Raw genomic sequence first — 26,576 nt, 5'->3', positions numbered from 1 at the left:
TTACCTGATCAGACGGTTCGAGTGTCGTTTGCTGGAGCTGGCGAAAGAACCAGCGAGCCGACCAGCATCAGTCTGTGGCAACAGGTTTTCGAACGCATGGGGTTAACGCTTCAGGTCCTGGCGAGTGGCTGTTGTGGAATGTCCGGCACCTGTGGCCATGAGACCCGAAAGGTTGAAACGGCCAACACGATATACCGCAAGTCTTGGCAGCCTTTAGTTGCGCGGCATGGTGGAGAAGGGCGCTTGGTGGCGGATGGTTATTCCTGCAGAAGCCAGGTCCAGCGACAAGATGGACGCTTGATACTGCATCCTCTGCAGGTTCTTCTTGCTCATTTGCGGGAGGGACAGTGAACAGGCTTGAGCCAAATGGGGTGCCCACCCGCCGCCCCTTATAGAGCCTTGCTGGAATCAAGCAAATTGCGGAAGCCAAAGCGCGACCACAGCGGATCGAAAGACAATCGCCTGCTCATCGCCCGAACAACAACTGCTTTTGCCGCCAGGCCGGTGCGCTGGTTGGGGAAAAGCACTTCGGTCGGCCGGAAGCGGGCGATGCCGTAGGCGGCGGCAATACGCTGGCGTTGCTGGCCCCGGACAAGCGCTTGCTGAAAACTGCTTTCGCGCTGCTGCAGCCCCAGCACATAGCCGACGCCCGCCTGGAAATCGCCTCCATGGGCCTGCCACCAGGCTGCGATCAACTGCGGGTCGGGCCAGGGCAGATTCTCATCGGGGTCCATGGCGACATTAGCGTCCTCAGGGTCGTCGTTCGGGCCGGCATCGAAATCCGGCAGGTCCTGCAATTCCAGATCGAGCAGCGCCAGGTCAGCGCCAGTGATCAGGCTGAAAGCTTCGCCAGCGACGCGGGCATGAGGCAGGTCGCTCATCTGCTGGATCAGCCAGGGCACGCTGACCGGATCGCCCAGCAGCCCAACGGCCTGGATGCCAATGCGCTGCTGCTCGGGGTTCTGTATCAATTGGCGTATCCAGGCGATGCTGTTTTCACGCTTTTGCCAAGCCAGCAATACACAGAGCGCGCGGTACTGGAACTCGCCCGGTTGCTCGGCGAACTGGCGCAGCGACTCCAGCGCTTCCTCATCGGCCATCTGTGCGGTAGCCCAGTTGGCCCAGAAGCGCGTGGCTGTGTCCGTGTGTTGACGGTGGGCGCGAATTGCCGGCATCAGGTCGCGACGGCGCAACTCGCCGGCAGTACGGGCCGCGCGTGCCAGGACGCTTGGGTCGGCGTGGGAAAGTCCGGTAAGCAGGGCAGGGGCAGGGTCGTGGCGGTGCATGCCACAGGCGGCGAGGCCGAGGCGGTGGAACAGGGGATCAGGGGAGGCGAGCATGCGGTCGATCCAGGGCGATACCCACTCCCAGTCGAGCCAACCCAAGGCCATCAGATAACCGCGCTCCGTTTCCACGGTACTGCGCAAGTGCTCGCTGAGCCGTGACAACACCTGCGCGTTACCCGCCTCGAAGGCCAGTACCGCACTGGCGAACATCTCGCCGATGGCGTGTGGGCTGAGTTGGGTCAGCAGAGTTTCCAGGCCGGTGGTGCCGGCGATTCGAAGGCCGTCGAGGTGGGCGTCGATGCGGTTGTCGAGGGTGCTGAGGTCGTCCAGATCGTAATGCGGCGCGCGCTGGGCATAGTCACGCAGGACGGCGAGGAAGCCGGCTTCTTCGGCGTGTTGGTCGATCATTGGTGAGATTGGGACCATGACGTCTCTGAGCTGGTGTCTGTTTTCAAAGGAATGTCCGTCAGGGAGCGCTTCCCTGTTTGTTACGGAACCAGGTTCCCGAAGAAATAACGTTTACCTACTTCAAATTGTATGGGTGTGGGGTTCTCCATGTACTGGTCTAAAATGGCTGCCGCATTGAGGGGTTGAAACTCGCCGTTTTTTTTCCGTAGAAACTGGAGCAGTCAACTCCAGAATACACCTCAAATTTGCGTCGCCAAATCAGGAAGTTGCTCCAATCAATCCAGTCGTCAGTGCCTTGGGGAGGCTAGAGCACAACTCCGTCGCTCATTTGAGGAAACTGTTCAAATGCGGGCTCTGATCTTCGCGTTGTCGGCTGATGCTCAATTCGATTTCCTGCATCCGCCGTTGCATCCTGGCGCTGGTGAAATTACGATCGAGAATGTCACTGCTATGCTTGGGGTATCTCGAAAGGAATCGACACCATGCCAAGCGATTATTCACTGTCGGATGTGCTGGAAAGGCTGTACGAAAACCAGCAGGCTGAGGCGGCCGTTATGGAGTTGACACTGCTGGTTGAGGAGCAAGGGACACAGGAAGTGGGCGGAAATGTACGTGGTGCACTGTGGACCATGGGTGAAAACGCTGGCCATATCAAACAAGGCCTGGCTCGTTTGAAGAAATTGGACATCGATTAACCGATTGCACACCCAAGTCCCATCGACAGTCATATCGGGATAAATTCGGGAGGCCAGTCCAGTTCGGCCGTTGCCCTCCGGCAGGCTGGTGTGCGGCGAGTAGGGTCAACCTGGTGGCCCTGGCGCTGCTCTGCACCAGCAAGCTGGCCCTCGACGAGCGCGCCCTGGCGCGGGTGCTCGACCTCTACCTGGCGCTGCTGCGCCGCGTGCAGGCGCAGCGCGAAACGCCAGGACGGCGGCAGACGGCGAGCCGGGAACTATCGGAAAAGTTCCCCGCTCTTATTAATTAGAGACCCGATCCGACGGGTGACATTCGGCCCGACAGTATCGGCGATACCCCCAATCAGCGGCTGCGCACGGATTCTTCCATGGACGAACGATTACCCGAGATACCCGGCTATAGCGTGCATAGCCGACTTGGCAAGGGTGGGATGGCCGAAGTCTACCTGGCAACCCAGGAGTCGCTGCACCGCAAGGTGGCGGTGAAGGTACTGCTCAGTGCCAATGACGAGGCGTTCAGCAAGCGCTTCATCCGCGAGGGACATATCGTCGCCTCGTTGCACCACCCCACCATCATCACCATCCACGACATCAACAGACTGGCCGATGGCCACTATTACCTGGCCATGGAGTTCGTCGCCGGCGGCGATCTGACCCGGCACAAGGGCGAGGTGTTCGAGCCGAGGCGCGCCCTGGATATCGTCCGGCAGATCGCCACCGGCCTCGCCGTGGTGCATGAGCAGGGCCTGATCCACCGCGATATCAAGCCGGCGAACATCCTCTTCCGCAGCGACGGCACGCCGGTGATCACCGATTTCGGCATCGCCAAGGCGCTGGAGATGGACAGCGAGCTCACCGGGCTCGGCATCGCGGTCGGCAGCCCGGCCTACAGCAGCCCGGAACAGGCGCAGTGCCAGCCGCTGGATATCCGCACCGACATCTACAGTCTGGGCGTCATCCTCCTGGAGATGCTCATCGGCACCAATCCGTTCCGCGGCGCCAGCTATACCCAGACCGTGATGAACCACGTGCAGATGCCGCCGCCGAGCTTGCCGGCGCACATCAGCCCGTACAAGGCGGTGCTCGAGCGGATGCTGGCGAAGGACCCCAACCAGCGCTTCGCCGACTGCCGGGCGCTGCTGCAGGCACTCGATGAGCTGGACCAGCCAGAGCAACCGGACGAACCGGACGAACCGGACGAGCCCAGCGAGGTGGAGCTGGAATCTACCCGCTTCGCGCCGGCCCTGATCGATCCTGCGCCGCCCCAGGCCGAGGCCGAGCCCGCCCGCCGGCGCAGCCCGAACAGGCGCCTGGCGCTGTGGGCACTCGGCAGCCTGCTGCTGCTCGGCGCTGCCAGCGGCACCGGCCTGTACCTGCAGCAGCGGATCGAGATCGCCGAGCTGCTGACACGTGGCGAACAGCGCCTGGCGGCGGGCCAGCTGGTCGAGCCGGCGCAGGACAATGCCGAGTATTTCTTCAACCAGGCCTTGCAGCTCGACGAAGCCAGCGCGGAGGCCCGGCAAGGACTGCAACGGGTAGCCGCGGCGCGGATCGCCGGCTACCGGCAACTGGCCGAGCAGCGCATTGCCGAAGAACACCTGCTGGAGCCCGAGGATGACAGTGCGGTGTTCTATTACCGGCAGATACTCGGCCTGGCGCCGAGGCACGCCCAGGCGCTGGCCGGGTTGAACCAGGTGGCGCTGCTCTACGCCGAGATGAGCGAAAGCGCGTATGCCAAGGGCAATCACGACCTGGCGCGGGCCTATATCAAGCATGGCCTGGAAGCCCGTCCGGACAGCCCCGAACTACTCGCACTCCGGGACCAGCATGAGCAGCGCACACGCAGTCGCCAAGCGCCGCGCCCGTCCGCTGCGCCGCGTTCCCCGCCGCCCTCGGCACCTCAATCGACCGACGAGCAGGCGGAACAGCCGAATGCGGTCAAGCGCCTGTGGAACAGGCTCTTTTGATGTGACCAGGGCACGCGGAGCCGATGCCGAGACATAAAATCTATGGTCACCCCCGTTTTTGCAATACTGATCAATGGGTGAAGTGGTCGGCTTGCTTAAATCTATCCGGCGTCTATCTGGGGCATGCCCCGCGCCACGATGAGAGTCGCGCCTGACGATCCTGAAAAATGCCTCGGCTTCTAAAGCCGATTTTTATGTCAGGTTCTTCGCCAGGCCGGTGGGCCGTTCACGTCATCTGTTGTTCAGCTATCGCAAAACCTGAAAGGTGCTTCGTGGTACTGCAACAACCGCAGGGTCAGGCGTTCAGAGCGTCTGGCCCGGCTTCATACTGCGTATGGTGAGCCGCTAGCTTGTTAGCCAGGGCACAGGCCACCACGTTCGAGTGTCGTCGCACCAACAGCGACCTCACCCAGTTAGCTAGAGCCCCTTTTTGGTGTTCTAGCCTCTGCATGTAGACCCGGGCGCACTGGACCAGCAGTCGCCTAAGGTTCTTGTCGCCGCGCTTGCTGATGCCCAACAAATTGGCTCGACCACCCGTGCTGTACTGTCTGGGCACCAGGCCGACAGAAGCGGCGAAATCGCGGCTGCATTTGTACTGTCGACCATCACCCATTTCGACCGCCAGCAGGCTGGCGGTGATCGGCCCGACGCACGGCAGACTCAGCAAACGACTGCCGAGATCATCGTCGGCCAGTTGGCTTGCCAGCTCTTTATCCAGCGCCTTGATCTGTTCGTCCCAGGTAGACGAAGTGGTCATGCAGTCGCTGCAACGCCAAGGCGCGCTGCATGTACTCAATGGCCTTCTCCAGATTCGCAACGGCATAATCGGGACACGGTGTTGAGCTTGGCTTTTCAGGATCGTTGAGCCACGACCGAACTGTTCGCACCGCGCAAGGCCGCGCAGTAACCGCTGCAATCAGTTCAGCGCTTTTTGCCTGGGTGATACCGTAGGTATGCCTGGATTATCTGGTGCAGCGACAGCTTGTCGCGAAAGTACATCCTCCGAATTTTCCCCAACATTTCCATGCTGATCACCCTGTGTTCTCCTGCTCGGAAAGTGAGCAGAAGTAGTTGAACACCTGGGTCAGTTTTCAGTCGGCAGAACAGCCTTTACTGGGTCAGTTTTCGGTCAGCGGCAACAATGGCATCGATCGAGGTCTTTTCGGCGGCACCGTCGATCGAGCCTCGAAGCTGGGTAATCTGGAAGTGCTGGTAGACCAGTCCTCCCGCCATCAGGACCAGGCACAAGCTGAGAAGCAGGGTTGAGCGGGTAGGGCGTGGTAGGTTCATGGATGTCCTCGCGCGAAGCTGGGGACACCCTCTCAAACCGCCTGGACTCGATGCAGCAGGAAATACGTTATCCGACCAATCCTGATTTTTTGGTGTGACCGATCAGGTAACCCCTCGTGCTGAGCTGTCTGCTATCCAGTTTCTCATCGGCGCTCATGTCGGTGAAGGTCGAGGCGAGAGGGTGGTTGTTGGAAGCTTCACCCCATCCCACCTGAAGTATTAGTTCACTTGGTTTATGGTCAGCTCAATGAAAAGGGGCACTTAGAAATTGGAATGGTTTCGCTGCACTCCCAAGACGGCAAGGTAGCGTTGGCGCATATACTTCAAAAGTGTGGTAACAGATAGGGTTCTCCTTCAAAGTCTAGGTCTTTCAAGTCTTCGGGGGTCGCGAGAAATGGATTCTTGGTGGCGACGGCATTAGCCAGAGTTTCACTTAAGAATTGGCGATCACGTGCCATATTTGGTGGTAGCGCTGGATCCAGGACATCGCGGCCTATCAGGGGGCCCAGTTGTTCGCCGATACGGTAGTCAAACAGATCGGCAAACGGGTCAATTGTCTGTACTGGGTAGTGCTGCCCCAATCGTATCAGGATAGGTTGCATCCAGCGGTCGAGCACGCTGCGTTCCGGCAATACATGGGCAGCCAACCGATACAGGAAGCCCAGGGCACTGTAGAGATCACCTTCATAGGCATATCCATTGTTCAATCCAAAGCTTAGGTGCGTCATCGCGCACCACAACGGACCGTCGATTGGACCAGTCCACTGGCGGCGCTCAAACTCGAAATATTTTAAGTAGCGTGGATCGACCGTGCTGCACCACGAGGCCTGAAGTACCTGTTCGGGCTCGGTGTGGTTATGCAGTCCGTCGAAGCGCCACACCACCCATTCATACAGACCGATAGCCAGCGCCATGCGGGCGCGAATCGATATATCTTCGGCAGCATCGAGCACTGCGGTGGAGTCAGCATGAAAGTCAGCGTCGACGCGCGCATCATCCCAGATGAAGCGCAGATTGCGCCGCATTGCGTCGTCCAGCGTGATCCAGCCCGGTCGCTGTAGGGGCATCAGGGCTTGCCGGGATAAGGGGTGGTCATACCCAGTGCCTTCAACTCGTCCACCGGTCGCAGGTAAGGATTGTGATCCGGATCCAACATCGCAAGAAAAGCATCTCGCAGCGCATCCTCGCTGCCTGCTACGTATCCGGCAGGGTCGAAGGTTTCGCGTAGCACAGGGGCTTGGTTGGGCAGGGGCTGGTGTCGGTTGGGCGATATCTGCTGGAGGCGCTGCAGTGTGTCGGGCAGCCAGGTTTTGAATAGCGGTGAGCGGCCGACGACATGTTGCCCGAGCAGGACTAGGGAGATGCTGCTATCGAAGAGGCCAGTGCCGTCGGAGGTCTGAATGCTTTCTTCGAAAGAGTCGCACATCATCGTAAGCGATGACCAGAGCGGGCCGGTCAGCACGAATCGTTCATCGACATCGGGTGCGTCGGGTGCGGAGAGTTGCGCATAGCGAGGATCGATCATCGCCGCCCAAGAGGCCTCCACGCGCAGCAGAGCGTCGGAGACGTCCAGGTGCCGGGACAAGCGCGCGACTACCCATTCGACGCATGCGATGACTAGGCCGTAGGACGCCTTCTCGTTGATTTGGCCGAGTGCCTTGCCCAGCTTAGGGTTATCGTCGTCGGTCATGCCGTGGAATTTGTTTCCAATACTGACGCTCCACTTGTAGTCGATCGGTAGCTCGTCGACCTTGGCGGTCAGCAGGTAGTTTGCAATTTTCATTCATCAACCTTTTAGATTCAGCCTGCCGCTCAGGTGCCGGGCGCCTTCAGGCGGCCTCCCTTTGCGTGGCCGTTGATCAGTTTGACCAGTTTTGGGTAGCCGTCAGGCTTCTTGCAGTCGCTCTTCGACATTGGCTGTGGTTTGTTTTGATGATCGCAGATCCAGATCTCAATATTGCACTCGTTGGCTGCCTCGCAGAGCATGTCATAGCAGGTGGAGCAAGGTGTGCCGTGGTACTCCGTCGCGCCGGTCTGGCGGTTCTCCGGACGCCAGTCAATGCTGAGCAGCACCGAGCCGTCGCGCAGCGCGCCCTTCACGTGGTTGGTGAGGTCGTTGAATATCTTGCATTCGGCATGGCCACCGTAGCCGCCGCCCAGGTGGACACGGCGGAAGTTGCAGAGGGTACCGGCCTTCCTTTTGGCATCGGTATGTTGGTCCGGTGGGCTGTTGCGGATTGTTTCGTTGAGGCCGACCCTCTGCGCGCCGGTACCGCCCAAGCCGGCTCCGTTGATGTATTTATCAGCCGTCTTGTTGCTGGAGTAGGTTTGGGTTATTCCGCTGGCGTCGGGTTCCGTACGGTAGTACCCCGTTGAATACGTCATGCCAGATCCATCGGCTAATTCCCAAGGTGTCTTGTTGGCTAGGTTGCCATTCTTTTTTTTGGGGCGATCTTCTCTTTTTACTTTTGGTTTGGGACCGTTGGCTATGAAAAAAGCACGTGCATCGATGTTCTTCTTTTCTAGGTCCTTGCAGTCCGGCTCTTTGCCGTCCGCGACGGTCCCTCCTTTTGGACCACCGGATATCGACATGGTGCTGCCTCAGCGGTTGTTGTTTGTGGTCAGGTCCAGTAGCCGGACGGCATTCTTGCCTTCGATCTTGACGTCGAAGGACCATGCCTGCGCGATCGTCTTGCTCTGTAGGCAATGCTCAGTTACGTTCATCCCATATGAACGTGTAGCCGCTTCGTCACCAGTACATCGGGCGTAGTTGGAAATGTTCTTCAGGCCAACTTGACCGCCTTTGACCTTGACCGTCCGCGCTCCCTGAGAAGTGTTACTGGCCTTTGCGAAGTCGGGGTAGGGAATAGGGGTAGGACCGGCTGGTGGCGCCGGGGGCGATAGGCAGACATCCGGCATCGCTCCCAAGACATGGGTATCGTCTTTCTCCGCCGAAAGCTCTCGCCCGTTGACGAATACATTGGCACTCATAACGTAACCTCCCTTCCGATGTCGTTATCCTTAATGCCGCTTTGGAGCACGAAGGCAGCTCTTTCTCCGGTATCGCTGCCCACATGGCATAGGACATGACGTCCAGGGGCATACTTCATGCGCATGGCATGCGCAGCCCAGCTCAGCAGACACGGCAGAATGGCTGCACCGATCTCGCCCAGGTATTCGATCGGATGCCACATATCCAGCGGTTTTCTCCGCTCGCTACGATCCAGCCGCATGGCAACGAACATCGCTTCCTTGAACTTGTAGTGCTCACCCGAAAGGTCGCTCAGTCGAAGCGCAATATCGGACATGGTGACTCCCGCCATTTCCAAGGCATTGCGCACCGCCTGGGTCATGGCCTCTCCCCGCAACGGTTTGGAACCATCTATGGGCGCAGTCTCAACCGCTTGGCCATACCCCATGACGTACAGCGCGCTTCCGGTCGCTACAGGGGCAGAAAGCAACACGGCAGAGCCCGCTTCCCCCGGAAGAAATCCATTGAAGTTACCGGTGCAAAGCACTCGTCGATGCACTTCGTAGGCATCCAATGTTTCATGGTCGATGTAGCTATCGACACCGGCTATCAATACATACCGGGCATGTTCTGCCGCTATCAGCGTCTGGGCATCGATCAGTGCTTGCGCGCAACCGACTTGCCCGGCGGGGTAAATACGTGAGGCTGGATGCAGAGGAGCATCCAGGCGCTCCGCCAGGGCATCGAGCAGTTGCGACTCGATCATTTCCGGCCGGCCTGGGCGCGATGGATGCGCGGTCCCTATCAACAACGGAACTTCCGATAATGTTTCCTCGCGGCAGACCTGCAAGCACTCGATAATTGCAGGCGCCACCAGATCGGCCAACAGTTCGACACCGGTCCAGCGCTGTGGCAGGACGATGCGGGCACATCGATAGGGTTCTCCTCCCTCTCGATCGGCCCAAGCCCTCGTCATCACGCCGCTGATACCGGCACGCAAGGCCGCCAACGTGGAGGGTGCGTTGTAGCCAAGCGCGGTAACGAGCCCCGACGCACGAACGGCCATCGGAATCCTCATCGCACCATCCTCTTTCGCTTGGCCGCTACCGCCTCAGACAGGCTGCGGTAGTAGGTCTTATACGGAAAGCGCTGGGTACGGTGCCAGGCTTCGCTCATTTCGCCGACGATGGTTTCCTTTATCTCGAACACACTGCCGTTTAGCGCAATCCCGGTGCGCCATGTCATCGTGAAGCGCTCGCTGTCCGGCTCCAGGACGATGGTGTCGAGGACCGCCTTCTGGTTGATGTCTCGGCCTCGGTAGGGGATGAAGGTGACCGGCATGGTCTGGCGCGGCAAATGGAAGGTGCGGAGTCCATCATGTGTCAGGTGTTTCAAGATCATATCCTCACCGCCCTGGGGGTAAGGGATGATTTGATCCTCTGGCGCAGCTTGGAAGTAACGCTCGTCGAAGTCGTCTGGCCAGAACGGCGCCTGCTCGTTCAACCAGTGCTCATCGTAGGTTCCGGCATAGCGTTGCCGCGGCCCCCAGGAGCGGCCGATTGGCGTCAATGCCATGGGGCGATATTTACCGTTGTGGCGGGTGACCGGGCGATCACTGTCCTCGGTGTTTGGCAGTGGCTGGCCGTCGATTTGCTCCGTGTGCCGCCAGTAACCCCGTCCCGCCGGATTGGCAAGGAAGGTTGCAACCTTGCCGGTACGCGACAGGCGTGTAGCGTCTATGCCTCCGAAGGCGCGTTCATATCCGACGGGCATTGTCGTAAACGGCAGGGCTTCACTCGCACTCACGGTGCCGAGCAAGCTTTTGCGCCAGTGGCGGTCCCCCACCACGTTGAAATGCTTGATCAGGGTGCCGACTCGCAGGCCGACGTGCAGGTGCGTGGCGATGCCGCCATCCGGGACGTGTGCCTGACCGATCACCAATACATCGCAGGCCGGTTTGAAATGCGCGAAATCGCTTTCCCGTAATGGGGCGCTGACTCCTGGCTCGCCAATGAACTCGTCGGCCTCTATCAACGGCTGTTGATCGACATGTAGTTGAGCCGGCTGCCCCGGTTTGCTTGGCATTCGATAGGTGGCCTTGACGATGACCACCAGCAGTTCGCAGCCGTCACGTTGAAAGCCCATCGTCCAAGCGGCCTCGAACGGGGTGACCTTGGTGAACCTCATGCTGCCAACCACCGTTGCTGGCGGTCGGCACGGGCGGTTACGGGGAAAACCGACGCCCCTTTCCGCAAACGAGCCAACTCGATGGCTGCGCCCCGTCGCTGGCGTTGCGTCCCGCCATGCAGGAGCCTGATGGCGGCAGCCTCACTGATCGGTCGCCCGGCTAGATAACGAGAACCCGGGGTGAACCGCCCCTGTTCGGCTTGCCACCAGTCGTGCAGTGCTTCAGTGCTGACCCAATATGCGAATGCGTCATCCGGGTGTTCATCCTCCAGGTCGAGTGGATCGCGACGTAAGGATGGATCCTCCAGATCGAGTCCCGTGATGAGAGCGAATGCCTCGGCCGCAACGCAGGAGAACGCATTATCCCCGCAAAGCTCCAACAACCAGGGCACGACGGCAGGATCGCCAAATGCACCGGCGGCAATAACGGCCTGGCGTAAGGTTGTGCTGTTGCCTGCCAAGCCTCGAATGAGGCTGCGCACCCAGTCCGGGTATCCTGCACGCGCGGCGATTTCCAATGCCGGACCGGTTTGCTGTGCGGCTTCGCTGACTTCGAAGGCCAGTTCGGCCGCGCGGAAATCCCCTTGCAACGCACGCGACCAGTAAGACCAGAATCGACACCCTGCATGCGAATCTGCAGTGGCGCTATCCAATGCTCCCTCGCACTCTGTCAGGCCACGCTCGCCAATCGCACGCAGGGCTCGGGCACGCAGTTGAGGATCAGGGTCATTCAATGCCGCGATGATTGTTTGCCGTGCCGGTATGCCTTGAGCCACCCGCACTGCCAGGTCGACGGCGCGATGAGCCGATAGTGGTGATTCCGCCAGTCGTTGCAGAAGGGGTTCGAGGTCGTCCCAATCGAGCCAGGATAACGCTGAGATCAACGCGTCACTCAGCTCCGGATCGCTGAGCGCGATCGAGAACGTATGGCTCATCGCCTCGCGATTCTGGAGAGCGAAGGCGAGCCAGCCCGCGACAAAAAGGGTGCCGCTATTAAGATCACCCAACGCTTGGGTGGCCAACTGTAAGCCCGTTTCCCCGGCGACACGTAGGCCTTCAAGATGGGCCAATACACGCTCATCCAACAGTGCGAGTTGGTCGAGGTGGTAATGCGGTGCTAAAGCCGCCTGCTCACGTGTGGACCACAAAAACGAAGCCTCGTCAGCATGCTCGGTTACGACAGGAATATTCAGCAAGGACGAGATCTCGGCCGGAGCGAATCCATTCTTCATGGCGAACCTCAATTCAACTGGACAGAGCCACCCTGTACTTTGTTGGCTCCAGCAGCACGGGTGACAATGGTTTCTCCGTATACCTCCACCCGTCCATCCTGACGTAGAGTCAAATGAGACTTTCCACAGCGAAGGACCAGTTCCGTATCGGCATCCAGTAGCACACGCCCGCCGTCATATCTGACTTCCAGCGGTACTAACGCCTGTGGTCGATTTTCTTTGGCCCGTAGCACCCCCATAACGATGGGCCGACGTTGGTCGGCCTGCTCGAACATCAACAAGACTTCCCGACCGACGTGATCGTTGCGCAGATCGACGAGGCTGCGTGCCGGTTGAGCGATGGAGGATTCCTGCTCGGACCACGACACCAGTGGTATTTGCCCGTCATCGATCATGCCGAGTAAACGGCCTGTCACTGCGCTGTGAAAATCGATAGGCGCTGGCTGCTTTGACGCTGTTGAAAGACATGAAGTGGAATATGCCCCTTGTGGGGATAGCGGGACTTCTTCCTGCGCCTGTTGGGGGATATCAATTTTTAGGTCACTCATGGAACACTTCTCCCTGTGTAATAAAGTGCTTTATGAGACCCTCACGCTCGATCAACTGCTCTCGTCACTAAAGAGGGCAAGCATTGGTGTGCAACTATATTGATAGCCAAGTCCGGCGGGCCCTTTGCTCATAGGTAAATGAAAGTTAGCTGAGGTGTCACGAGTGTCAATGAAATTTCTTCGGAAAAGTCTTGAGAGCAATTGCGTGATTCAAAGTCCCTCCCACGAGAGAAAGCACAATCTATCGTTACGCTATCACCTTCGCTTGTGGGGGCAAGGCCGGCATGTGTTGCGCATGCACGCCATTGGTGCCGGGCCGATACGCTACGGCAGTTACGCTCCACAATCCGTTTGAGAAGGAGGCGAAGATCGCCCTGCGGGTTTTTCCGACAACCCTTGCGGGGGCCGCGTCGGGTCGGCGGCCCAACTCCATCACGCACCGGACGGAAGAGAAGATCATACTTACTCCTCGGTCAGCGACAACACTGCAGGGGCGAGCAGGGTGGTGCTGCGGGCGGCGATGCTCTGTTCCTCGGGGCAGCCGGGGTAGGTCACCAAGGGCGCGCTGGCCTGTGGCAGTTCGAGCAGGACGCCGATGACCACGCCATCGATGCGGGCCTGGCTGGGTAGTGGGTATTGAACCGTCATACGCGTCACTCCTAGTTTTGCAGGATCTTGCGTCCCTTGATCACCACGTTCTTGCTGGCCTTGATGTTGATCGCGCCGGAGCCGTCTATGGTGATGTCCTTGCCGCGGATGCTGATGGTGCCGTCCTTCTTCATGACGATGCTGGCTTTGCCGGTCGTGATGGTCACTGAGTCACCGGCATTGATGACAAGATCCTTGCCCACCGTCAGCGCATCGTCCTTGTCGATATCGGTTGTGCGTCCTGCGCCGACCTTGCGCGATTCGTTTGCTTTTACCGTCGTTGAAAGATTGGCTCCGACGTCCACCGAGCGGTTGGCGCCCACATTGGTCGACTGGTAGAGGCCCACGTTGACGTTTTGGTAGGCCCCGACATTCACCGTTTGAAAGGCACCGATGACAACTTCCTGCGCGGCACCGATGGCGATCGTCTCGTTGATACCTACCGCATGGGTGCGCTGCAGGGCCACGGTCGCGGTTTCACTGGCGCCGACACTGATCGTGCGGTTGCTGCCTATGCTGATGGTCTCGTTGCTGCCGACGCTTTCCGTACGGTTGCTGCCTATGCTGATGGTCTCGTTGCTGCCGACGCTTTCGGTACGGTTGACGCCGATGGTGATGGTCTCGTTGTTGCCCACGCTTTCGGTGCGGTCGTGTTTGACGTGCACGGTTTCATCGTTGTCGATGGTCTTGCTGCGGTCGTGGCCGACCCAGTGGGTTTCGTCGTTCTCGACCTCGATGTCCTGGTTCTTCTCGGCGTGGATAAACAGTTGCTCCGCACCTGTCTTGTCCTCCATACGGATCTCATTGAAGTTGGCCGGTGAGCCGTCCTTGCTCGAGCGACTTTTCACTCCGCTCTGGGTGGCATTGGCTGGCAGTGTGTAGGGCACGGTCTGTTCGGCGTTGTAGACGCGGCCAGTGATGATCGGCCGATCCGGGTCGCCGTCGAGGAAGCTGACGATCACTTCCTGACCGATCCGCGGGATCTGCACCGCGCCCCAGTTCTTGCCGGCCCAGGCCTGGGACACGCGCATCCAGCAGGAGCTGTTCTCGTTGGATTGGTCATGGCGATCCCAGTAGAAATGCACTTTGACCCGGCCATATTGGTCGGTCCAGATCTCCTCGCCACCGGGGCCGACCACCACGGCGGTCTGCGGCCCGCGGACAATCGGCATCGGGGTCAGGGGGAGGGGGCGGAAGGCCTGGCTGGCATCTATGCAAGCGAGTTCGCCAACGAACTGCTCGGAGAGATCCTGGGTGCCACTTTCGTAGGGCTCCTGGTGGATGTGGTAGTGCGCGCTGACCACCAGGTACTCGCGGTTCTGGTCCTCGCGCTCGTAGCCGGTCAGCTTGAACAAATGGCCGGAGCCCAGGCCGCGGGCGCGGCCGCGCAGCTGCACGCGCTCGAACTGGCTGTGAATGGCTTCGATGCGGGTACGCGCGTAGTGCTCGCCATCGTTGCTCTGTACGTATTCACCGGGGTAGTCGTAGAGCGGGTGGTCGCCGTTGCTGTGACTGCGCGACACACTGGAGCGCACCTCAAGGTTGGTGCGGGGGCGCTGGAAGTCGTAGTCGTTCAGCTCCAGCGAACCGGGTTGGACTTCCCGCGCCAGTTGCCAATCGTAGAAGTGATCGCGCTCGCGCATTTGCTGGTCGGGCGGGTAGAAGGGCACCGAGTCGTAGTCTGCCACCGTGGAGTGGGCGCCATAGGCGTCGGCCAACACCAGTACATGACGCGCCTGCTCATGGCGGAAGTAGTAATAGATGCCTTCCTGCTCCATCAACCGGCTGACGAAATCGAAGCTGGTTTCGCGGTATTGCACGCAATATTCCCACTGGCGGTAGCTGCCGCTCAGGCTGTCTTCAACATCGGAGAAACCGAGGTCGCGGAACACCTGTTTGATGATGTCCGGCACCGTGTTGTTCTGGAAAATCCGGCAGTCCGAGGTGCGCGTGAGCAGCCAGAGCCAGGGCCGCAGGCTGACGCGGTAGCCGGCGAACTGGCCGTGGCCGGTCAGTTGTCGACAGCTGCAGGCAATGCCGTGGAAGTAGCGTTTGCCGCCGTCGTGCAGCTCCAGGGTCAGGCCCATCGGCTTGCCCAGCAACTGATCGAACTTGATCGCCCGGTCTTCGGAGGTGAGATCCAGCTCGTAGTGGAACAACCGCCCCAGCTCTTCGCTGCCTTCCATGTTCTGCAACAACAGGATATCGCCGCCGAGGGGACTGTCGACCTGCACCAAGCGGCTGTTTTGCGTGATTGCCATGAACGGCTTCCTCTGGCTCGTGTACGGGCGTCAGTCGGCCTTCTCGAGGGTGTCAGGGGAAATCGTGTCCAACCATCGCAGTACATCCACCACAGAGATGATCTCCATATCGGCCTCACAATCGGCACTCAGTCAGAGCGAACGTACGACTAAATCCGTTTCCTGCGGATTAACCTTCTGTCCAGAGCCACTTTGGCGTCATCTCTAACAATTCAGGTTCAAGTCTTAGCGCTGTTTAATGCTTGTCAAGAAACTCTCCGACCAATGGGGCGAACACCGAGACGTTTCAAGGTAGGTGACCGGTGGTCATTTATTTAGTTTCTTTGGTTATAGGATTTATTCAAAAAAAGCGGATGCAACCGCAAAAACCTTGACGACATTGAACCGTTTCAGAGGGACTATACTCAGGTGCACAGGTTGGCATACCCGAGCCGTTATGGAGCAATATCGTACAAGGAGTGCTAATGCCGTTGCGTTTGACAATCACCAACTATCACAAACTTACGCCCGGCCAACGCACGGAGTTCGAGCTTGATCGCGGTGAGCTGAAAATCGGCCGCAACCCCGAGAACGACTGGATACTTCCAGACCCGGAGCGCCTGGTATCCGGTCAGCATTGCGTCATTCAGTTGCGTGACGACACCTACTACCTGACCGACAACAGCACCAATGGTGTGCAGTTGGTGAATGCTGGCGTGCACATACACCGCGGCGACAGCGAACCCTTACGGGACGGCGAACGACTGCGCGTGGGCGAGTACGACATCCTGGTGCAGATCAACGACGCCCCACAGATCATCAACGAGGCGCCTGCAACGAGCGATCCCTTTGCCGGCCTCGTCGATACGCCGATGACGCCTCAGGCGCCTCAGGCGCCTCAGGCGATTCCCGGCGCGGCCCCGGCGCCCCCCAGCAGAGAGCCGATCCAGTCGAGCGGTTCGCCCCCGGATATCCCCTCCGATTTGTTTGATTTCCTCGCGCCCCCATCGGTGCCGCCGTCTGCCGTGGCCGACTACGTGCCGGCCGAGCGCCATGATTTCCGCCCGCCGGAGCCACAGCCTCCCAGCGTCCATCAGGCCAGCGGAACCGGCGAAACCCCAGAAATTCCGGGAGATTGGGACCCCTTCGCCGAGCTGGGCATAGGCCCGACACCCGTAGCGCCGCCCACCCCGCAAGCACAGCCGCAACCATTGCCCGCGGCGGCGGAGAATATGGACAGCAGCACACCAGCCCCAGTCGACCCGTTGGCTGCGGTTTCGACCCCAGCGCCCGCAAATGAGAGCAGCAATGAGGTGCTGGAAGCCTTTCTCAGGGGCGCCGGGCTCGACCAGTTGCGGATCGATAGAGACGAAACCTGCGCTCAGATGGAGGCCATTGGCCGTAGCTACCGCCATATGGTGGAGGGGCTGATCGAGGTGCTGCGCGCCCGTGCCAGTCTCAAGGGCGAGTTCCGCATGGCCCAGACCATGATCCGCCCGGTGGAGAACAATCCCCTCAAATTCGCCCCCAATGTCGATGAGGCGCTGCTGTTGTTACTGCGCGCCGGCAATCAAGCCTTCATGCCGGCCGACCAGGCCATCAAGGAAAGCTTCGACGACCTCAAAGCGCATCAATTGGCCGTTATGGCGGGCGTACAAGCCTCGATCAAACATCTGCTCAAGCGTTTTCAGCCGGAGGTATTGGAAGCGCGCTTGAGTAAGCCTTCGGGTATTGGCGCTTTGCTACCAGGTACACGTCAAGCGCAATGCTGGGAGTTGTTCACGGAACGTTATGCGAGCATTTCCAGAGAGGCCGAAGATGATTTCGAGGACTTGTTCGGGCGCGAATTCAGTCGTGCTTATGAAGAACAAAGTGCAAAGTTGCGCAAAGGCTAAGTGTCATCAATTAGTTATATCAAGGCTAATTGACATTAAATAGTTGATTGATCTTGTTTGGCTATCAGTAGTTCAAAATTTGAATAATAAATATCAAGAAGGCCGACGACATGCCAAAGCTATTGTCGAACGCTAGCGGCCCGTTAAGGACCGCGCCAGTGAACGCCACTCCTACCATGCCACTTGAACGTATCCGGCCCTTTGAGCTCTGCACGAACTCGAAGAGCTGCCGGGCTACGTGCACGGCCGCATAGGGCTGATCGGCGATGCGGCCCACGCCAAGTTGCCGCACCAGGGCGCTGGCGCGGGGCAGGGGTTGGAAGATGCCTGGCTTTTGGCCCGACTGCTGGCAGACCCACAGGTTCTGGCGAGTCGGCCGCAAGGCGCGCGCTGCTATCGGCCATCAACCGAATACTTGCCAGGACCTGTAATGCCCAGCAGCAGCAAGCCGCCCATGATGCTGAGGTTCTTGAAATATTGGGTCATGTTGGCCGCGCGCTCTGGGTCAACCATAGTCCAAAAGTGATGCCCGATCAGAGCTGTGCCGAGTACGAACAAGACGTAGAGAAATGCGAGTGGGCGGGTGTAGAAACCCACGACAATCGCTATGGCGACAAAGAACTCCATGACGACCGCAACCCCCGCAGCGACCATGGGCATGGGCGCGCCGAGTGAGCTCAGGTAAGCAACGGTACCGCCAAAGTGGGTCAGCTTGCCCCAGCCGGAAATGATGAAAAGGATCATTAGAAGGATGCGGGCTAGCAGGATGATCTCGTTTCTCTGATTCTCAAACAGGTTGTATCTCATGGTGTGCCGCCTGTGGACGCGAGAGAGGGTGCGCAAGTAAGTCTTGTATTGAAACCGCGCACTTTTAACACTAGCAGCTGATTGTCAGGCTGCGCTGGGACGGGGGAGGGGCGATAAAAGCATCTCTGTCTGCCAGCAGGCGGCATACGGAGCTGCTAGTGTTAATCCGCTAATCCAAGATCTTCCTAATTCATCGAATGGCGCTTAATCCAGGAGAAAAATCATGGCGAAGGTACTGGTTCTCTATTACTCAATGTACGGTCACCTCGAAACGATGGCTGGCGCAGTGGCCGAAGGCGCACGATCCGTACCCGGCACCGACGTGACGCTCAAGCGTGTCGCTGAAACCATCCCGGCCGAACAGGCAGCAGCCATCGGCGTCAAACTTGACCAGAAGGCACCGGTGGCGACACCTGACGAGCTGGCCAATTATGATGCCATTATCTTTGGTACACCGACGCGCTTTGGCAATATGGCAGGACAGATGCGCACGTTTCTCGACCAGACCGGCGGACTGTGGATGAGCGGCGCGCTGGTCGGGAAAATCGGCAGTGTCTTTGCGTCGACTGGCACCCAGCACGGTGGCCAGGAAACCACTATTACGTCGTTCCACAGCACACTCCTGCATCAAGGGATGGTCATCGTGGGTGTGCCTTACACCTGCGCAGGGCTGACCAACATGAGCGAGATCACCGGCGGCACACCCTATGGCGCGACCACCCTGGCAGGCGCCGACGGTAAACGGCAACCGTCACAAAATGAACTGGATATTGCGCGTTTCCAGGGTAAACACGTCGCTGAGCTTGCAATAAAGATCGCGGGTTAACGCAAACACGTAAATGGGCACATGTTGCAGGACAGGAGTCGAGCTTCGACGATGTTCATAAGCAGCTGTAACCCTGGATTTTGAGGCCCGTTAGCCAGAAACCGGGTTAGAGTGTTCATCAATGTCTGTTCATAAGGGCCCTCCACTCGATTCGCGTAGTCGCGCCAAGCGGTTCCAGCGAACGAATCGGGCAAAAAAAACCGTATATCAATCGTTATGTGAAGAATGAATCGTCCGCTGTTTGTTTCTCTAGATGGGCCCAAGGGATCCGGCAAAACCACACTGTTGGAGGCCGTTACGAAAGTACTAAGGGCAGACAATAAAAAGGTGATCCGACTTTGCGAGAAAAAAAGCGATCCCTATAGGGGTGAAACAATGACCCTCGTGAACAAACTCGTCAGAAATCCCACTCGGGATTTGGAGTTGCAGGTTTGTGAGCGCTTTGCTGATAGCCGTACCTGGATTTCCCGGCACGTGCTGGCTAAACAGCCACCAGGCAGCATCATCTTGATCGATCGCTGGTACCCGTCTGATGCCGCGTTTCGCCGGATAGTCCCGTTTGCAGAGATTCTACAGTTGAACATTGATCGAAACGTGCAAGTGCCAGACCTGCATGTCGGGGTTGTCACCGCCCCTGAAATTTCATGGGCGAGGGCAGCGGCACGACGGCGTGGGCTGAGCAGTACTGTGATCCATAAGCTGGAAGAACATGTCGCTTGTACCAAGGCGTTCGAGCGAGCGATTGCAGATCACGGCTGGGTTTTATGCCGTAACGAAGGAACGATCGAGGACGCAACGATGCAGGTGATTTCTGAGATCTATAGAGTCCTTCGATGCCCCGTAGGCGAAGTTCGCTGCGCCGGCCTTGATGCGGAGATAGCCGTAGATATAGATCGTTAGCAGAATCGAAGGGATGATTTATAGCCGCAGCGGTAGCCGGCTGATGCTTTGATCTGGGTGCCTGTCATCGAACTCTGAGCCGAAGCTTCCCGGGATGGGTCATACATGATCAGACGGTTCGAGTGTCGTTTGCTGGGGCTGGGGTATTGAGTTGGCTCGAACAGGGATCGGGGATTGGTAGCTTGAAAGAACCTTTGGTAGAGTTCCACCCAGACACATCATTTAACATAATATACATTACACGTAACATCATGTTTCAAGATTAGCCCGGTTGCACGCAGATTTTGAAGCCCTCAATTCACCCAAGCCCCTCATCCTTGCGTCAGCTTCCCAATCAGCTCCGAATGCTCGGGAAACTGCTCTCTGAGCTTCTGCCGACTGCCCATCTCCATATCTGCAAAATCAAACCCTGGTGAAACCGCTTCACTGATCAATCCGTATTCCGCTAAACCCGTCATAAGCTGCGAAGCTTTCCAGACGCCACCAGGTACATGCAGCTGCAAAGATTGTCCGGCGATAACGTCGCTGCCCATCACCACAGTTTTCAACGTGCCGTCTGGAAAAATCAGGCTGTACTGAATCGGGTTTCCCAAATGGTAGTAATGAACGATGTCCGATTGATTCAGGTGGAAATGCCCGATCGGTGAATCCTTGGTCAGCAAGTAATAAATTGAACTCATCAAGTGACGTTGACCGCCATTGATCTCCACCATAGCGTGGTGATCAGATTGAAAGGTTCTTCGGTAGAAACCGCCTTCCATGTGAGGCTCCAGAACCAATGCGGCGATCACTGCTTCAGCGTCGGGAATTTGAATGTCGAGCTCACTATTGGTCATGTGGATTGCCCTCATTAAAATACCGAAGCTATCACTAGGATATTGTCGATAGATTATAACTATGCTAAATGGTTGTTTAGTCGTTTTATTTCGATAGCGTTTAAAAGCGTGAGCAAACGCAACGTCGGCTTGACTCTATAGCTACCCCTGCCCTCGTAATACCGCAATATCCCGCTTGGGAGGTACGCCAAACAGACGGCTATATTCGCGGCTGAACTGGGACGGGCTTTCATATCCGACCTTATAAGCCGCACTGGATACGTCCTGATGTTCATTGAGCATCAATCGCCTCGCCTCGTTCAGTCGCAGCCATTTCTGGTACTGCAAGGGGCTCATTGTGGTGAGTTGGCGGAAGTGGTGGTGAAAGGTCGGAGTGCTCATTTGCACTCGGGCCGCAAGTTCATCGATGCGAAGCGCCGAGGTGTAATTCAACTTCAGCCAATCGATGGCTTTGGCGATCCGATAACCTTGGCCATCGACAGAAGTTATTTGTCGTAGCCGGCTCGCCTGATCACTCTGCAAGAGACGGTAGTGAATCTCGCGTTGAATCAAGGGGGCCAGAACAGGAATGGATTCCGGTTCATCGAGCAGTGCCAATAAGCGCTCGAATGACGCCAGCATTGCAGGGGTCACTGAACCAATTCCTACCCCCTTCGCAACTGATCGATCACGGGTTGGTGGCAGGTCACTTTGCGCTATCAGCTCAGCCAGCATGCGCAGATCGAGCTTCAAAGTCAGTCCCAGGCATGGCTGTTCCGGGCTTGCCGCCAGCACTTCTGAATTGGCAGGCAAGTCCAATGAGGTGATTAGAAATCGCGATGTGTCATACGGGTAGCCTTCGCCGCCTACCCAGAGCTGTTTCTCACCCCGGGCGACGAGGATGATGCTTGGCTCGACCATGCAGACGACAGGCGGCGATGGATGTTCGCGCCTGAAGAAGCCGAGGCCCGTAATGGGCGTTCCGTAATCACCTGGTTTCGGGATCTGCGCACCGATGATCTGCGCAAGCGTTTCTTGCGGCGATGTCTGTTGAGGCGCGGTGTCGTGTTTGATCGTCATGTTCGTCTTGTACCTCTTCGCTGAACTCTAACTCGCCAGTTCACGACCGTCCTGCAAAAAAAAAGAGACTCATAGAATCAGGCAAGTAATCCAGCGAAATGCACTACAGGGAGTATGGGCAGAGCCGGAGAATGTTCATCCGACACACCCATTGAGGAATCTCCCATGACGTCAAGTATCGCTTCGTGATCGACAACGCCATGTTGGCTGATTAAGCACTTGGGTCAAAACACTCCAGCAAACTACAACTCAATCGAAAGGACTATCCGGTGAAAGGAATTTTTCTTGCCCTGGGGCTTCTCGTTACCTCTTTTTCTTCAATGGGAGCCGATATGTCAAACGGCGCGGACAACTTCTATAAAAGCGAGATAGTGACCGTTGAAAAGGTCGCCTTCAAAAATCAATACGGCATGAAGGTGGCGGGCAACCTGTTCACCCCGAAAGACCTCGCCCCCAAATCCAGGAACGCCGCCATCATTGTCGGGCATCCGATGGGGGCGGTGAAAGAGCAGAGTGCGAACTTGTACGCTACCAAAATGGCCGAACAAGGATTTGTCACACTGTCCCTGGATTTGTCCTTCTGGGGCGAGAGCGAGGGCACGCCTCGCCAGGCCGTCTCGCCCGATATTTACACAGAAGACTTCAGTGCCGCCGTGGACTTTCTCGGCACTCACCCAATTGTCGATCCTGAGCGAATCGGCGTCCTCGGTATCTGCGGCAGTGGCAGCTTCGCTATCAGTGCGGCCAAGATTGATCCGCGCATGAAGGCCATCGCCACCGTCAGCATGTACGACATGGGTGCGGCCAACCGTAACGGTCTCAAACACGCAGTGACTGCGGAACAACGCCAGCAGATCATTCGCGACGCCACCGGGCAGCGCAATGCCGAATTCCAGGGTGGCGAAATCCGCTACACCGGCGGCACGCCGCTCAAACTGACCGGCAATGCCGTGGGTGACGAGTTCTACGATTTCTATCGCACCCACCGAGGCGAAGTCACTCCGGCCGGCGCATCGGCGCAGACAACCACCATGCCGACGCTGACCAGCAACGTGAAGTTCATGAACTTCTATCCGTTCAATGACATCGAGACTATCTCCCCTCGCCCGCTGCTGTTCATTGCCGGCGCCCAGGCGCACTCACGCGAGTTCAGTGAGGACGCCTACAAGCGGGCCGCCGAGCCTAAGGAGTTGCTCATTATTCCAGATGCCGGACACGTGGATCTTTACGACCGGGTCAACCTCATTCCATTCGCCAAGTTGACCACGTTCTTCAAAAGCAACCTCAAGTAGCCTGATCGGTGCCCTGGCCGGGCATCACTTCTCTCGTAGCCTCGTTCTCGGGGCTACGACGCTTCGCGCAATACAGGGTTCAACCAATGACTGATCACCTCCTCCCAGTGCCCCATAAATCATGGGGCGCCGTATTCGCCATGTCGCTCGCTGCCTTCGTGCTGGTGGCATCGGAGTTCATGCCCGTCAGCCTGCTGACACCGATTGCCGCAGATCTACACGTCACCGAGGGACAAGCCGGTCAGGGAATCTCCGTCTCGGGACTGTTCGCCTTGTTCACCAGTCTTCTGATCGCATCGGTGGCTGCGCGGGTCGACCGCAAACCGCTGCTCCTTTCACTGACGCTGTTGATGATCCTTTCCGGAACAGTGGTCGCGTTCGCGCCGAACTACTGGGTGTTCATGATCGGCCGCGCGCTGATCGGTGTTGCGATAGGTGGCTTCTGGTCATTGTCGGCAGCAACCGCCATGCGCCTGGTGCCTGATGACCAGATCACTCGCGCAATGGCCATCGTCAACGGCGGCAATGCTTTGGCGACGGTTATTGCAGCGCCATTGGGCAGTTTTCTCGGCGCCCTGATTGGCTGGCGCGGTGCATTCTTGTGCGTCATCCCAGTCGCGATAGTCGCTTGTGTATGGCTGCTGTTAAGCCTTCCTCCGATGAAATCGAAAAGCGGTTCAGGCACTGGCAACGTCTTCAAGTTAATGAAAAGCACGCCGGTCGCGTTAGGCATGGTCGCGGTCAGCGTGTTTTTCATGGGCCAGTTCATGCTGTTTACCTATTTGCGCCCGTTCCTTGAAACGGTCACGCACGTCAGTGTTTCCATACTGTCGTTGATGTTGCTCGTCCTGGGTATCGCGGGCCTCGCAGGAACCTTCCTGATTGAAGCGTTCTTGAAAAATGGCCTGCATCGAACCCTCATCGTCATCCCGATCTTGATGGCGGTGATTGCACTGGCGCTTGTTTCATTCGGTAGTTCGGCGGCCACCACGACTATCTTGCTTGGCCTCTGGGGACTGGTTGCGACTGCTGCGCCCGTGGGATGGTGGACATGGCTGGCAAGAACGTTGCCAGACGCTGCTGAAGCGGGAGGCGGCTTAATGGTGGCGATCATCCAGCTAGCCATTGCGTCTGGCGCAACCGTTGGCGGCCTGGTCTTTGACTTGAGCGGCTATCGAGCGACCTTCGAGTTGAGCGCCGCTGTGCTGGGCGTGGCGGCCGTTCTTGCCTTCCTGGCTGCACGCGCAGCATCGCGGGAGCCTCTTGCCGCGGCGAACATCGCTTGATAACCACAAGACACGCCAAGGCATATCTTGTGGTTTCGGGGGAGCATACGCACGCAGGTTGGACGTGACGATCAGCGTGCGCTGTCGATGATTTGGCCACCGTCGGGCGTCAGGCTGTAACCCGTCAGGAAGTGTGCATCCTTGCTGGCGAGGAATAGCACCGGCGCAATGTCCTCTTCGGGTGATCCATGACGGCCAGCGAGGCGAAGTTGATGACCCTCCCTCCCCGCTGGCTTTAAGTGTTCTTGAGGAATGCTTTTCGAGCCTTGGAGCTTCAATCAACTGGCTGTTTTGCCATGGAGATCGCGGGAAGCTCCTTCGAGGGTTTTCCATAGACTGCGCATCGTAGGGTTCTCATTGGTGATGGAGCAGTAGGAGCGTATCTCCAGTCGCGTACTCCATTCATCACCACCCGCTTTTACCAACTGACCTCGCTGAAGCTCGTCAATAGCATTTATGTGAACTGGGCGCTGATGTGCTCATCTTGGGATGCACAGAGCTGCCTCTGGTGCTCGAACATAGCGAAGCCTACAAGATAAAGAACATACAGTGGCGTTGATCGACCCGACAACTATTTTGGCATTGAAGTGCATCGAGCTTGCCCGTGAAAATACGGTCAAGCCTCACAGGTACTAGCCTGTATAAGCTACAAAAAGGCCCTCCGCGGGCCTTTTTTGTACTCAAACCCAACTCACTTGGTCAGCCAGGACTCGACAGTGGCGGAGCCGAATTTAGCTTTCCATTCCCTCAGTGTCTTCTGGTTGCCGCCCTTGGTCTCAACGACTTCGCCAGTGTTTGGGTTTTTGTAGATCTTCACCTGACGCGGCTTGCGTGTGCCGGATTTCGGCGCGGTTGCTGATGCGCGACGACCAGTTTGTGGCTCAAGAAGATTGATCACGTCTTTCAGGCTATAGCCGTATTTGGCTAGCAAATCACGCAGCTTCTTTTCGAAATCAATTTCCTTTTGGAGGCCTGCATCACCTTTCAGTGCTTCGAGAGCCTGGAGCTGTTTAGCCAGATGTTTTTCGAGTTGACGGAACTCTGCGAGCTTGGACATGTAAAACCTCATATGTGTTTTGAATGTATGTACATGTGACAGAGCCAGCTAAAGAAAAGTCCCCTTACATCCTTGTAGTGGATTAATTACCCTGCGCAACCGTCAGCTTAAAGTCCTATGCGATACCTAGAGGCAAGTCTAAAAAGTACAACAACAAAAAAAGCCCGGCTTGCCGACGGTAGCGTCTCGAAGATCGCTATCGCCGGCAGGCCGGGCTCCTAAAGCAGAATGCCGCTTAAATGTTTCGCATCAACAGCACTTCGGTCCCGCCTTGCTGCCGTAACGAGCCTCCTGACGTTCGCGAAAGAACACCTCGTAACTCATCACCGGTTTGTCCGGGTGTTTGGTTTGCATATGCTCAACGTAAGTGTCGTAGTCGGGCATGCCCACCATCAAGCGTGCGGCCTGACCGAGGTATTTACCAAGGCGACTCAGGTCATTGAACATGGGCACCCTCCTCCATCAAGCATCCGGCAGAGCCTGGAATGGTGCTTCTTTATCCGTACGTTCTTTGGTGCCCCAGGCGGCAATGCCAACCTTGAGTGCAAAGAACAGGATGCTGAACACCACGAGCAAAAACAGCACAGTCAGCGTCGCATTGGTGTAGGCGTTGTAGATCACATGCTGCATCTGTTCGATGCTCTTGGCCGGCGCCAAAACCTGCCCGTTGGCCAACGCATCGCTGTACTTCTTCGCCAGCGCCAGGAAGCCGATCGCCGGGTTGGCGTCGAACAGCTTGATGAAGCCTGCGGTGGTGGTGCAGATCAGCAGCCACACTGCTGGCAGCATGGTCACCCAGACGTAGCGTTGGCGTTTCATTTTGATCAGCACGACGGTTGCCAGCATCAGCGCGATACCAGCCAGCATCTGGTTGGAGATACCGAATAGCGGCCACAAAGTGTTGATGCCACCCAGCGGATCGATCACGCCTTGGTACAGCAGATAACCCCACATCGCCACGCAACCGGCGGTTGCGATCAGGTTGGCGGTCCAGGATTCGGTGCGCTTGAGCGCTGGCACGAACGAGCCGAGCAAGTCCTGCAGCATGAAGCGTCCTGCACGGGTACCGGCGTCGACGGCCGTCAGAATGAACAGCGCTTCGAACAGGATTGCGAAGTGGTACCAGAACGCCATGGTGTTTTCACC

General features: G+C 57.8%; 23 protein-coding genes and 8 pseudogenes. 11 read left to right on the top strand and 20 right to left on the bottom strand.

The genetic code is table 11. The annotated features are described in order from the left end of the window. Positions 1–42 precede the first annotated feature (42 nt). Positions 43–351 (top strand): annotated as a pseudogene (locus BK662_RS19440) (hypothetical protein); the annotation flags it as partial. A 115-nt stretch (positions 352–466) separates the two neighbouring features. Here the strand turns inward: BK662_RS19440 and BK662_RS19435 are convergent. Further along, a pseudogene (locus tag BK662_RS19435) lies at positions 467–1,712 on the bottom strand (TIGR02270 family protein). A 464-nt stretch (positions 1,713–2,176) separates the two neighbouring features. On the opposite strand from BK662_RS19435, the gene BK662_RS19425 reads away from it, so the two are divergent. From BK662_RS19425 to BK662_RS19420, 3 genes and pseudogenes are all read left to right on the top strand, one after another. Then, positions 2,177–2,389, top strand: a complete 213-nt coding sequence (locus BK662_RS19425) for a hypothetical protein (protein ID WP_123359391.1) — start codon at positions 2,177–2,179, stop codon at positions 2,387–2,389. Between the two features lie 92 nt (positions 2,390–2,481). After that, positions 2,482–2,616 (top strand): annotated as a pseudogene (locus BK662_RS35920) (hypothetical protein); the annotation flags it as partial. A 141-nt stretch (positions 2,617–2,757) separates the two neighbouring features. Then, complete coding sequence (locus tag BK662_RS19420; RefSeq protein ID WP_123359390.1) at positions 2,758–4,356, top strand: serine/threonine-protein kinase; 1,599 nt, start codon at positions 2,758–2,760, stop codon at positions 4,354–4,356. 295 nt (positions 4,357–4,651) lie between these two features. On the opposite strand, the pseudogene BK662_RS19415 reads toward BK662_RS19420, so the two are convergent. The 12 genes and pseudogenes from BK662_RS19415 to BK662_RS19360 form a co-directional block, all read right to left on the bottom strand. Beyond that, positions 4,652–5,126 (bottom strand): annotated as a pseudogene (locus tag BK662_RS19415) (transposase); the annotation flags it as partial. A 340-nt stretch (positions 5,127–5,466) separates the two neighbouring features. Next, positions 5,467–5,646 (bottom strand): hypothetical protein, encoded by a 180-nt coding sequence (locus BK662_RS34935; RefSeq protein WP_185047164.1) that lies wholly within the window; start codon positions 5,644–5,646, stop codon positions 5,467–5,469. Positions 5,647–5,969: 323 nt separating this feature from the next. After that, complete coding sequence (locus BK662_RS19410; protein WP_123359389.1) at positions 5,970–6,671, bottom strand: hypothetical protein; 702 nt, start codon at positions 6,669–6,671, stop codon at positions 5,970–5,972. Between the two features lie 41 nt (positions 6,672–6,712). Beyond that, positions 6,713–7,429 carry a hypothetical protein gene (locus tag BK662_RS19405; RefSeq protein ID WP_123359388.1) on the bottom strand — a complete coding sequence of 239 codons (717 nt, stop codon included), beginning with the start codon at positions 7,427–7,429 and terminating at the stop codon, positions 6,713–6,715. 29 nt (positions 7,430–7,458) lie between these two features. Next, positions 7,459–8,238: a hypothetical protein gene (locus BK662_RS19400; RefSeq protein ID WP_148057940.1), complete on the bottom strand. Its 780-nt coding sequence runs from the start codon at positions 8,236–8,238 to the stop codon at positions 7,459–7,461. Between the two features lie 9 nt (positions 8,239–8,247). Then, on the bottom strand, positions 8,248–8,637 hold the full coding sequence (locus tag BK662_RS19395) for a PAAR-like domain-containing protein (protein ID WP_123359386.1): 390 nt from the start codon (positions 8,635–8,637) through the stop codon (positions 8,248–8,250). Continuing rightward, positions 8,634–9,683 carry a hypothetical protein gene (locus BK662_RS19390; protein ID WP_123359922.1) on the bottom strand — a complete coding sequence of 350 codons (1,050 nt, stop codon included), beginning with the start codon at positions 9,681–9,683 and terminating at the stop codon, positions 8,634–8,636. Before BK662_RS19390 ends, BK662_RS19395 begins: the two co-directional genes overlap by 4 nt. Before the next feature lie 8 nt (positions 9,684–9,691). After that, positions 9,692–10,804 (bottom strand): DUF2169 family type VI secretion system accessory protein, encoded by a 1,113-nt coding sequence (locus BK662_RS19385; protein WP_123359385.1) that lies wholly within the window; start codon positions 10,802–10,804, stop codon positions 9,692–9,694. Continuing rightward, positions 10,801–12,036: a TIGR02270 family protein gene (locus BK662_RS19380; RefSeq protein WP_123359384.1), complete on the bottom strand. Its 1,236-nt coding sequence runs from the start codon at positions 12,034–12,036 to the stop codon at positions 10,801–10,803. The genes BK662_RS19385 and BK662_RS19380 overlap by 4 nt, the downstream gene beginning before the upstream one ends. 8 nt (positions 12,037–12,044) lie before the next feature. Further along, on the bottom strand, positions 12,045–12,584 hold the full coding sequence (locus tag BK662_RS19375) for a DUF6484 domain-containing protein (RefSeq protein ID WP_123359383.1): 540 nt from the start codon (positions 12,582–12,584) through the stop codon (positions 12,045–12,047). 489 nt (positions 12,585–13,073) lie between these two features. Further along, a pseudogene (locus tag BK662_RS19365) lies at positions 13,074–13,232 on the bottom strand (DUF6484 domain-containing protein); the annotation flags it as partial. 11 nt (positions 13,233–13,243) lie between these two features. Next, on the bottom strand, positions 13,244–15,493 hold the full coding sequence (locus BK662_RS19360; protein ID WP_123359380.1) for a type VI secretion system Vgr family protein: 2,250 nt from the start codon (positions 15,491–15,493) through the stop codon (positions 13,244–13,246). A 464-nt stretch (positions 15,494–15,957) separates the two neighbouring features. On the opposite strand from BK662_RS19360, the gene tagH reads away from it, so the two are divergent. Further along, positions 15,958–17,367: a type VI secretion system-associated FHA domain protein TagH gene (tagH, locus tag BK662_RS19355; protein ID WP_123359379.1), complete on the top strand. Its 1,410-nt coding sequence runs from the start codon at positions 15,958–15,960 to the stop codon at positions 17,365–17,367. A 205-nt stretch (positions 17,368–17,572) separates the two neighbouring features. Then, positions 17,573–17,749: pseudogene (locus tag BK662_RS19345) on the top strand (FAD-dependent monooxygenase); the annotation flags it as partial. An 11-nt stretch (positions 17,750–17,760) separates the two neighbouring features. On the opposite strand, the gene BK662_RS19340 reads toward BK662_RS19345, so the two are convergent. Continuing rightward, positions 17,761–18,174: a DoxX family protein gene (locus tag BK662_RS19340; RefSeq protein ID WP_123359377.1), complete on the bottom strand. Its 414-nt coding sequence runs from the start codon at positions 18,172–18,174 to the stop codon at positions 17,761–17,763. Positions 18,175–18,397: 223 nt separating this feature from the next. On the opposite strand from BK662_RS19340, the gene wrbA reads away from it, so the two are divergent. Both wrbA and BK662_RS19330 read left to right on the top strand, forming a co-directional pair. Then, the gene (wrbA, locus tag BK662_RS19335) at positions 18,398–19,000 is read left to right on the top strand and encodes an NAD(P)H:quinone oxidoreductase (protein ID WP_123359376.1); all 603 of its coding nucleotides are present in this window, start codon (positions 18,398–18,400) and stop codon (positions 18,998–19,000) included. A 225-nt stretch (positions 19,001–19,225) separates the two neighbouring features. Then, positions 19,226–19,900: a dTMP kinase gene (locus tag BK662_RS19330; RefSeq protein WP_123359375.1), complete on the top strand. Its 675-nt coding sequence runs from the start codon at positions 19,226–19,228 to the stop codon at positions 19,898–19,900. Between the two features lie 311 nt (positions 19,901–20,211). Here the strand turns inward: BK662_RS19330 and BK662_RS19325 are convergent, their stop codons facing one another. Continuing rightward, positions 20,212–20,736, bottom strand: a complete 525-nt coding sequence (locus tag BK662_RS19325; RefSeq protein ID WP_123359374.1) for a cupin domain-containing protein — start codon at positions 20,734–20,736, stop codon at positions 20,212–20,214. A gap of 141 nt (positions 20,737–20,877) precedes the next feature. After that, a complete protein-coding gene (locus BK662_RS19320) occupies positions 20,878–21,795 on the bottom strand; it encodes an AraC family transcriptional regulator (protein WP_123359373.1) in 918 nt (305 codons plus the stop codon). 332 nt (positions 21,796–22,127) lie between these two features. Between BK662_RS19320 and BK662_RS19315 the strand changes: the two genes are divergently transcribed. Together BK662_RS19315 and BK662_RS19310 are read left to right on the top strand one after the other, a co-directional pair. After that, positions 22,128–23,087, top strand: coding sequence for an alpha/beta hydrolase (locus tag BK662_RS19315; RefSeq protein ID WP_375539010.1), 960 nt, complete (start codon positions 22,128–22,130; stop codon positions 23,085–23,087). Positions 23,088–23,173: 86 nt separating this feature from the next. Then, positions 23,174–24,373 carry an MFS transporter gene (locus BK662_RS19310; RefSeq protein ID WP_123359371.1) on the top strand — a complete coding sequence of 400 codons (1,200 nt, stop codon included), beginning with the start codon at positions 23,174–23,176 and terminating at the stop codon, positions 24,371–24,373. Positions 24,374–24,651: 278 nt separating this feature from the next. Here the strand turns inward: BK662_RS19310 and BK662_RS35550 are convergent. Beyond that, a pseudogene (locus tag BK662_RS35550) lies at positions 24,652–24,822 on the bottom strand (LysR family transcriptional regulator); the annotation flags it as partial. 2 nt (positions 24,823–24,824) lie between these two features. Between BK662_RS35550 and BK662_RS35555 the strand changes: the two are divergent. Next, positions 24,825–25,009, top strand: a pseudogene (locus BK662_RS35555) (cysteate racemase); the annotation flags it as partial. Positions 25,010–25,064: 55 nt separating this feature from the next. Here the strand turns inward: BK662_RS35555 and BK662_RS19290 are convergent. The 3 genes from BK662_RS19290 to BK662_RS19280 form a co-directional block, all read right to left on the bottom strand. Next, on the bottom strand, positions 25,065–25,430 hold the full coding sequence (locus tag BK662_RS19290; RefSeq protein WP_123359370.1) for a histone-like nucleoid-structuring protein, MvaT/MvaU family: 366 nt from the start codon (positions 25,428–25,430) through the stop codon (positions 25,065–25,067). A 249-nt stretch (positions 25,431–25,679) separates the two neighbouring features. Continuing rightward, positions 25,680–25,877 (bottom strand): YbdD/YjiX family protein, encoded by a 198-nt coding sequence (locus BK662_RS19285; RefSeq protein WP_007900300.1) that lies wholly within the window; start codon positions 25,875–25,877, stop codon positions 25,680–25,682. 15 nt (positions 25,878–25,892) lie between these two features. Further along, the coding region (locus BK662_RS19280) for a carbon starvation CstA family protein (RefSeq protein WP_311196292.1) at positions 25,893–26,576 on the bottom strand (684 nt) is incomplete at its 5' end.

Source organism: Pseudomonas frederiksbergensis (genome assembly GCF_003732275.1).
Taxonomy (GTDB): Bacteria; Pseudomonadota; Gammaproteobacteria; order Pseudomonadales; family Pseudomonadaceae; genus Aquipseudomonas; species Aquipseudomonas frederiksbergensis_H.
Note: the sequence above shows the minus strand (reverse complement) of the source record. Positions and strands in the feature narration are given on the sequence as shown.

Coding starts and splice junctions, on each gene's coding strand:
- BK662_RS19315 (WP_375539010.1), top strand. CDS start 22,128: ATGTCAAACGGCGCGGACAACTTCTATAAAAGCGAGATAGTGACCGTT.
- tagH (WP_123359379.1), top strand. CDS start 15,958: ATGCCGTTGCGTTTGACAATCACCAACTATCACAAACTTACGCCCGGC.
- BK662_RS19320 (WP_123359373.1), bottom strand. CDS start 21,795: ATGACGATCAAACACGACACCGCGCCTCAACAGACATCGCCGCAAGAA.
- BK662_RS19390 (WP_123359922.1), bottom strand. CDS start 9,683: ATGGCCGTTCGTGCGTCGGGGCTCGTTACCGCGCTTGGCTACAACGCA.
- BK662_RS19405 (WP_123359388.1), bottom strand. CDS start 7,429: ATGAAAATTGCAAACTACCTGCTGACCGCCAAGGTCGACGAGCTACCG.
- BK662_RS19420 (WP_123359390.1), top strand. CDS start 2,758: ATGGACGAACGATTACCCGAGATACCCGGCTATAGCGTGCATAGCCGA.
- BK662_RS19290 (WP_123359370.1), bottom strand. CDS start 25,430: ATGTCCAAGCTCGCAGAGTTCCGTCAACTCGAAAAACATCTGGCTAAA.
- BK662_RS19330 (WP_123359375.1), top strand. CDS start 19,226: ATGAATCGTCCGCTGTTTGTTTCTCTAGATGGGCCCAAGGGATCCGGC.
- BK662_RS19340 (WP_123359377.1), bottom strand. CDS start 18,174: ATGAGATACAACCTGTTTGAGAATCAGAGAAACGAGATCATCCTGCTA.
- BK662_RS19310 (WP_123359371.1), top strand. CDS start 23,174: ATGACTGATCACCTCCTCCCAGTGCCCCATAAATCATGGGGCGCCGTA.
- BK662_RS19380 (WP_123359384.1), bottom strand. CDS start 12,036: ATGAAGAATGGATTCGCTCCGGCCGAGATCTCGTCCTTGCTGAATATT.
- BK662_RS19325 (WP_123359374.1), bottom strand. CDS start 20,736: ATGACCAATAGTGAGCTCGACATTCAAATTCCCGACGCTGAAGCAGTG.
- BK662_RS19375 (WP_123359383.1), bottom strand. CDS start 12,584: ATGAGTGACCTAAAAATTGATATCCCCCAACAGGCGCAGGAAGAAGTC.
- BK662_RS19360 (WP_123359380.1), bottom strand. CDS start 15,493: ATGGCAATCACGCAAAACAGCCGCTTGGTGCAGGTCGACAGTCCCCTC.
- BK662_RS19385 (WP_123359385.1), bottom strand. CDS start 10,804: ATGAGGTTCACCAAGGTCACCCCGTTCGAGGCCGCTTGGACGATGGGC.
- BK662_RS19285 (WP_007900300.1), bottom strand. CDS start 25,877: ATGTTCAATGACCTGAGTCGCCTTGGTAAATACCTCGGTCAGGCCGCA.
- BK662_RS19395 (WP_123359386.1), bottom strand. CDS start 8,637: ATGAGTGCCAATGTATTCGTCAACGGGCGAGAGCTTTCGGCGGAGAAA.
- BK662_RS19410 (WP_123359389.1), bottom strand. CDS start 6,671: ATGCGGCGCAATCTGCGCTTCATCTGGGATGATGCGCGCGTCGACGCT.
- BK662_RS34935 (WP_185047164.1), bottom strand. CDS start 5,646: ATGAACCTACCACGCCCTACCCGCTCAACCCTGCTTCTCAGCTTGTGC.
- wrbA (WP_123359376.1), top strand. CDS start 18,398: ATGGCGAAGGTACTGGTTCTCTATTACTCAATGTACGGTCACCTCGAA.
- BK662_RS19425 (WP_123359391.1), top strand. CDS start 2,177: ATGCCAAGCGATTATTCACTGTCGGATGTGCTGGAAAGGCTGTACGAA.
- BK662_RS19400 (WP_148057940.1), bottom strand. CDS start 8,238: ATGTCGATATCCGGTGGTCCAAAAGGAGGGACCGTCGCGGACGGCAAA.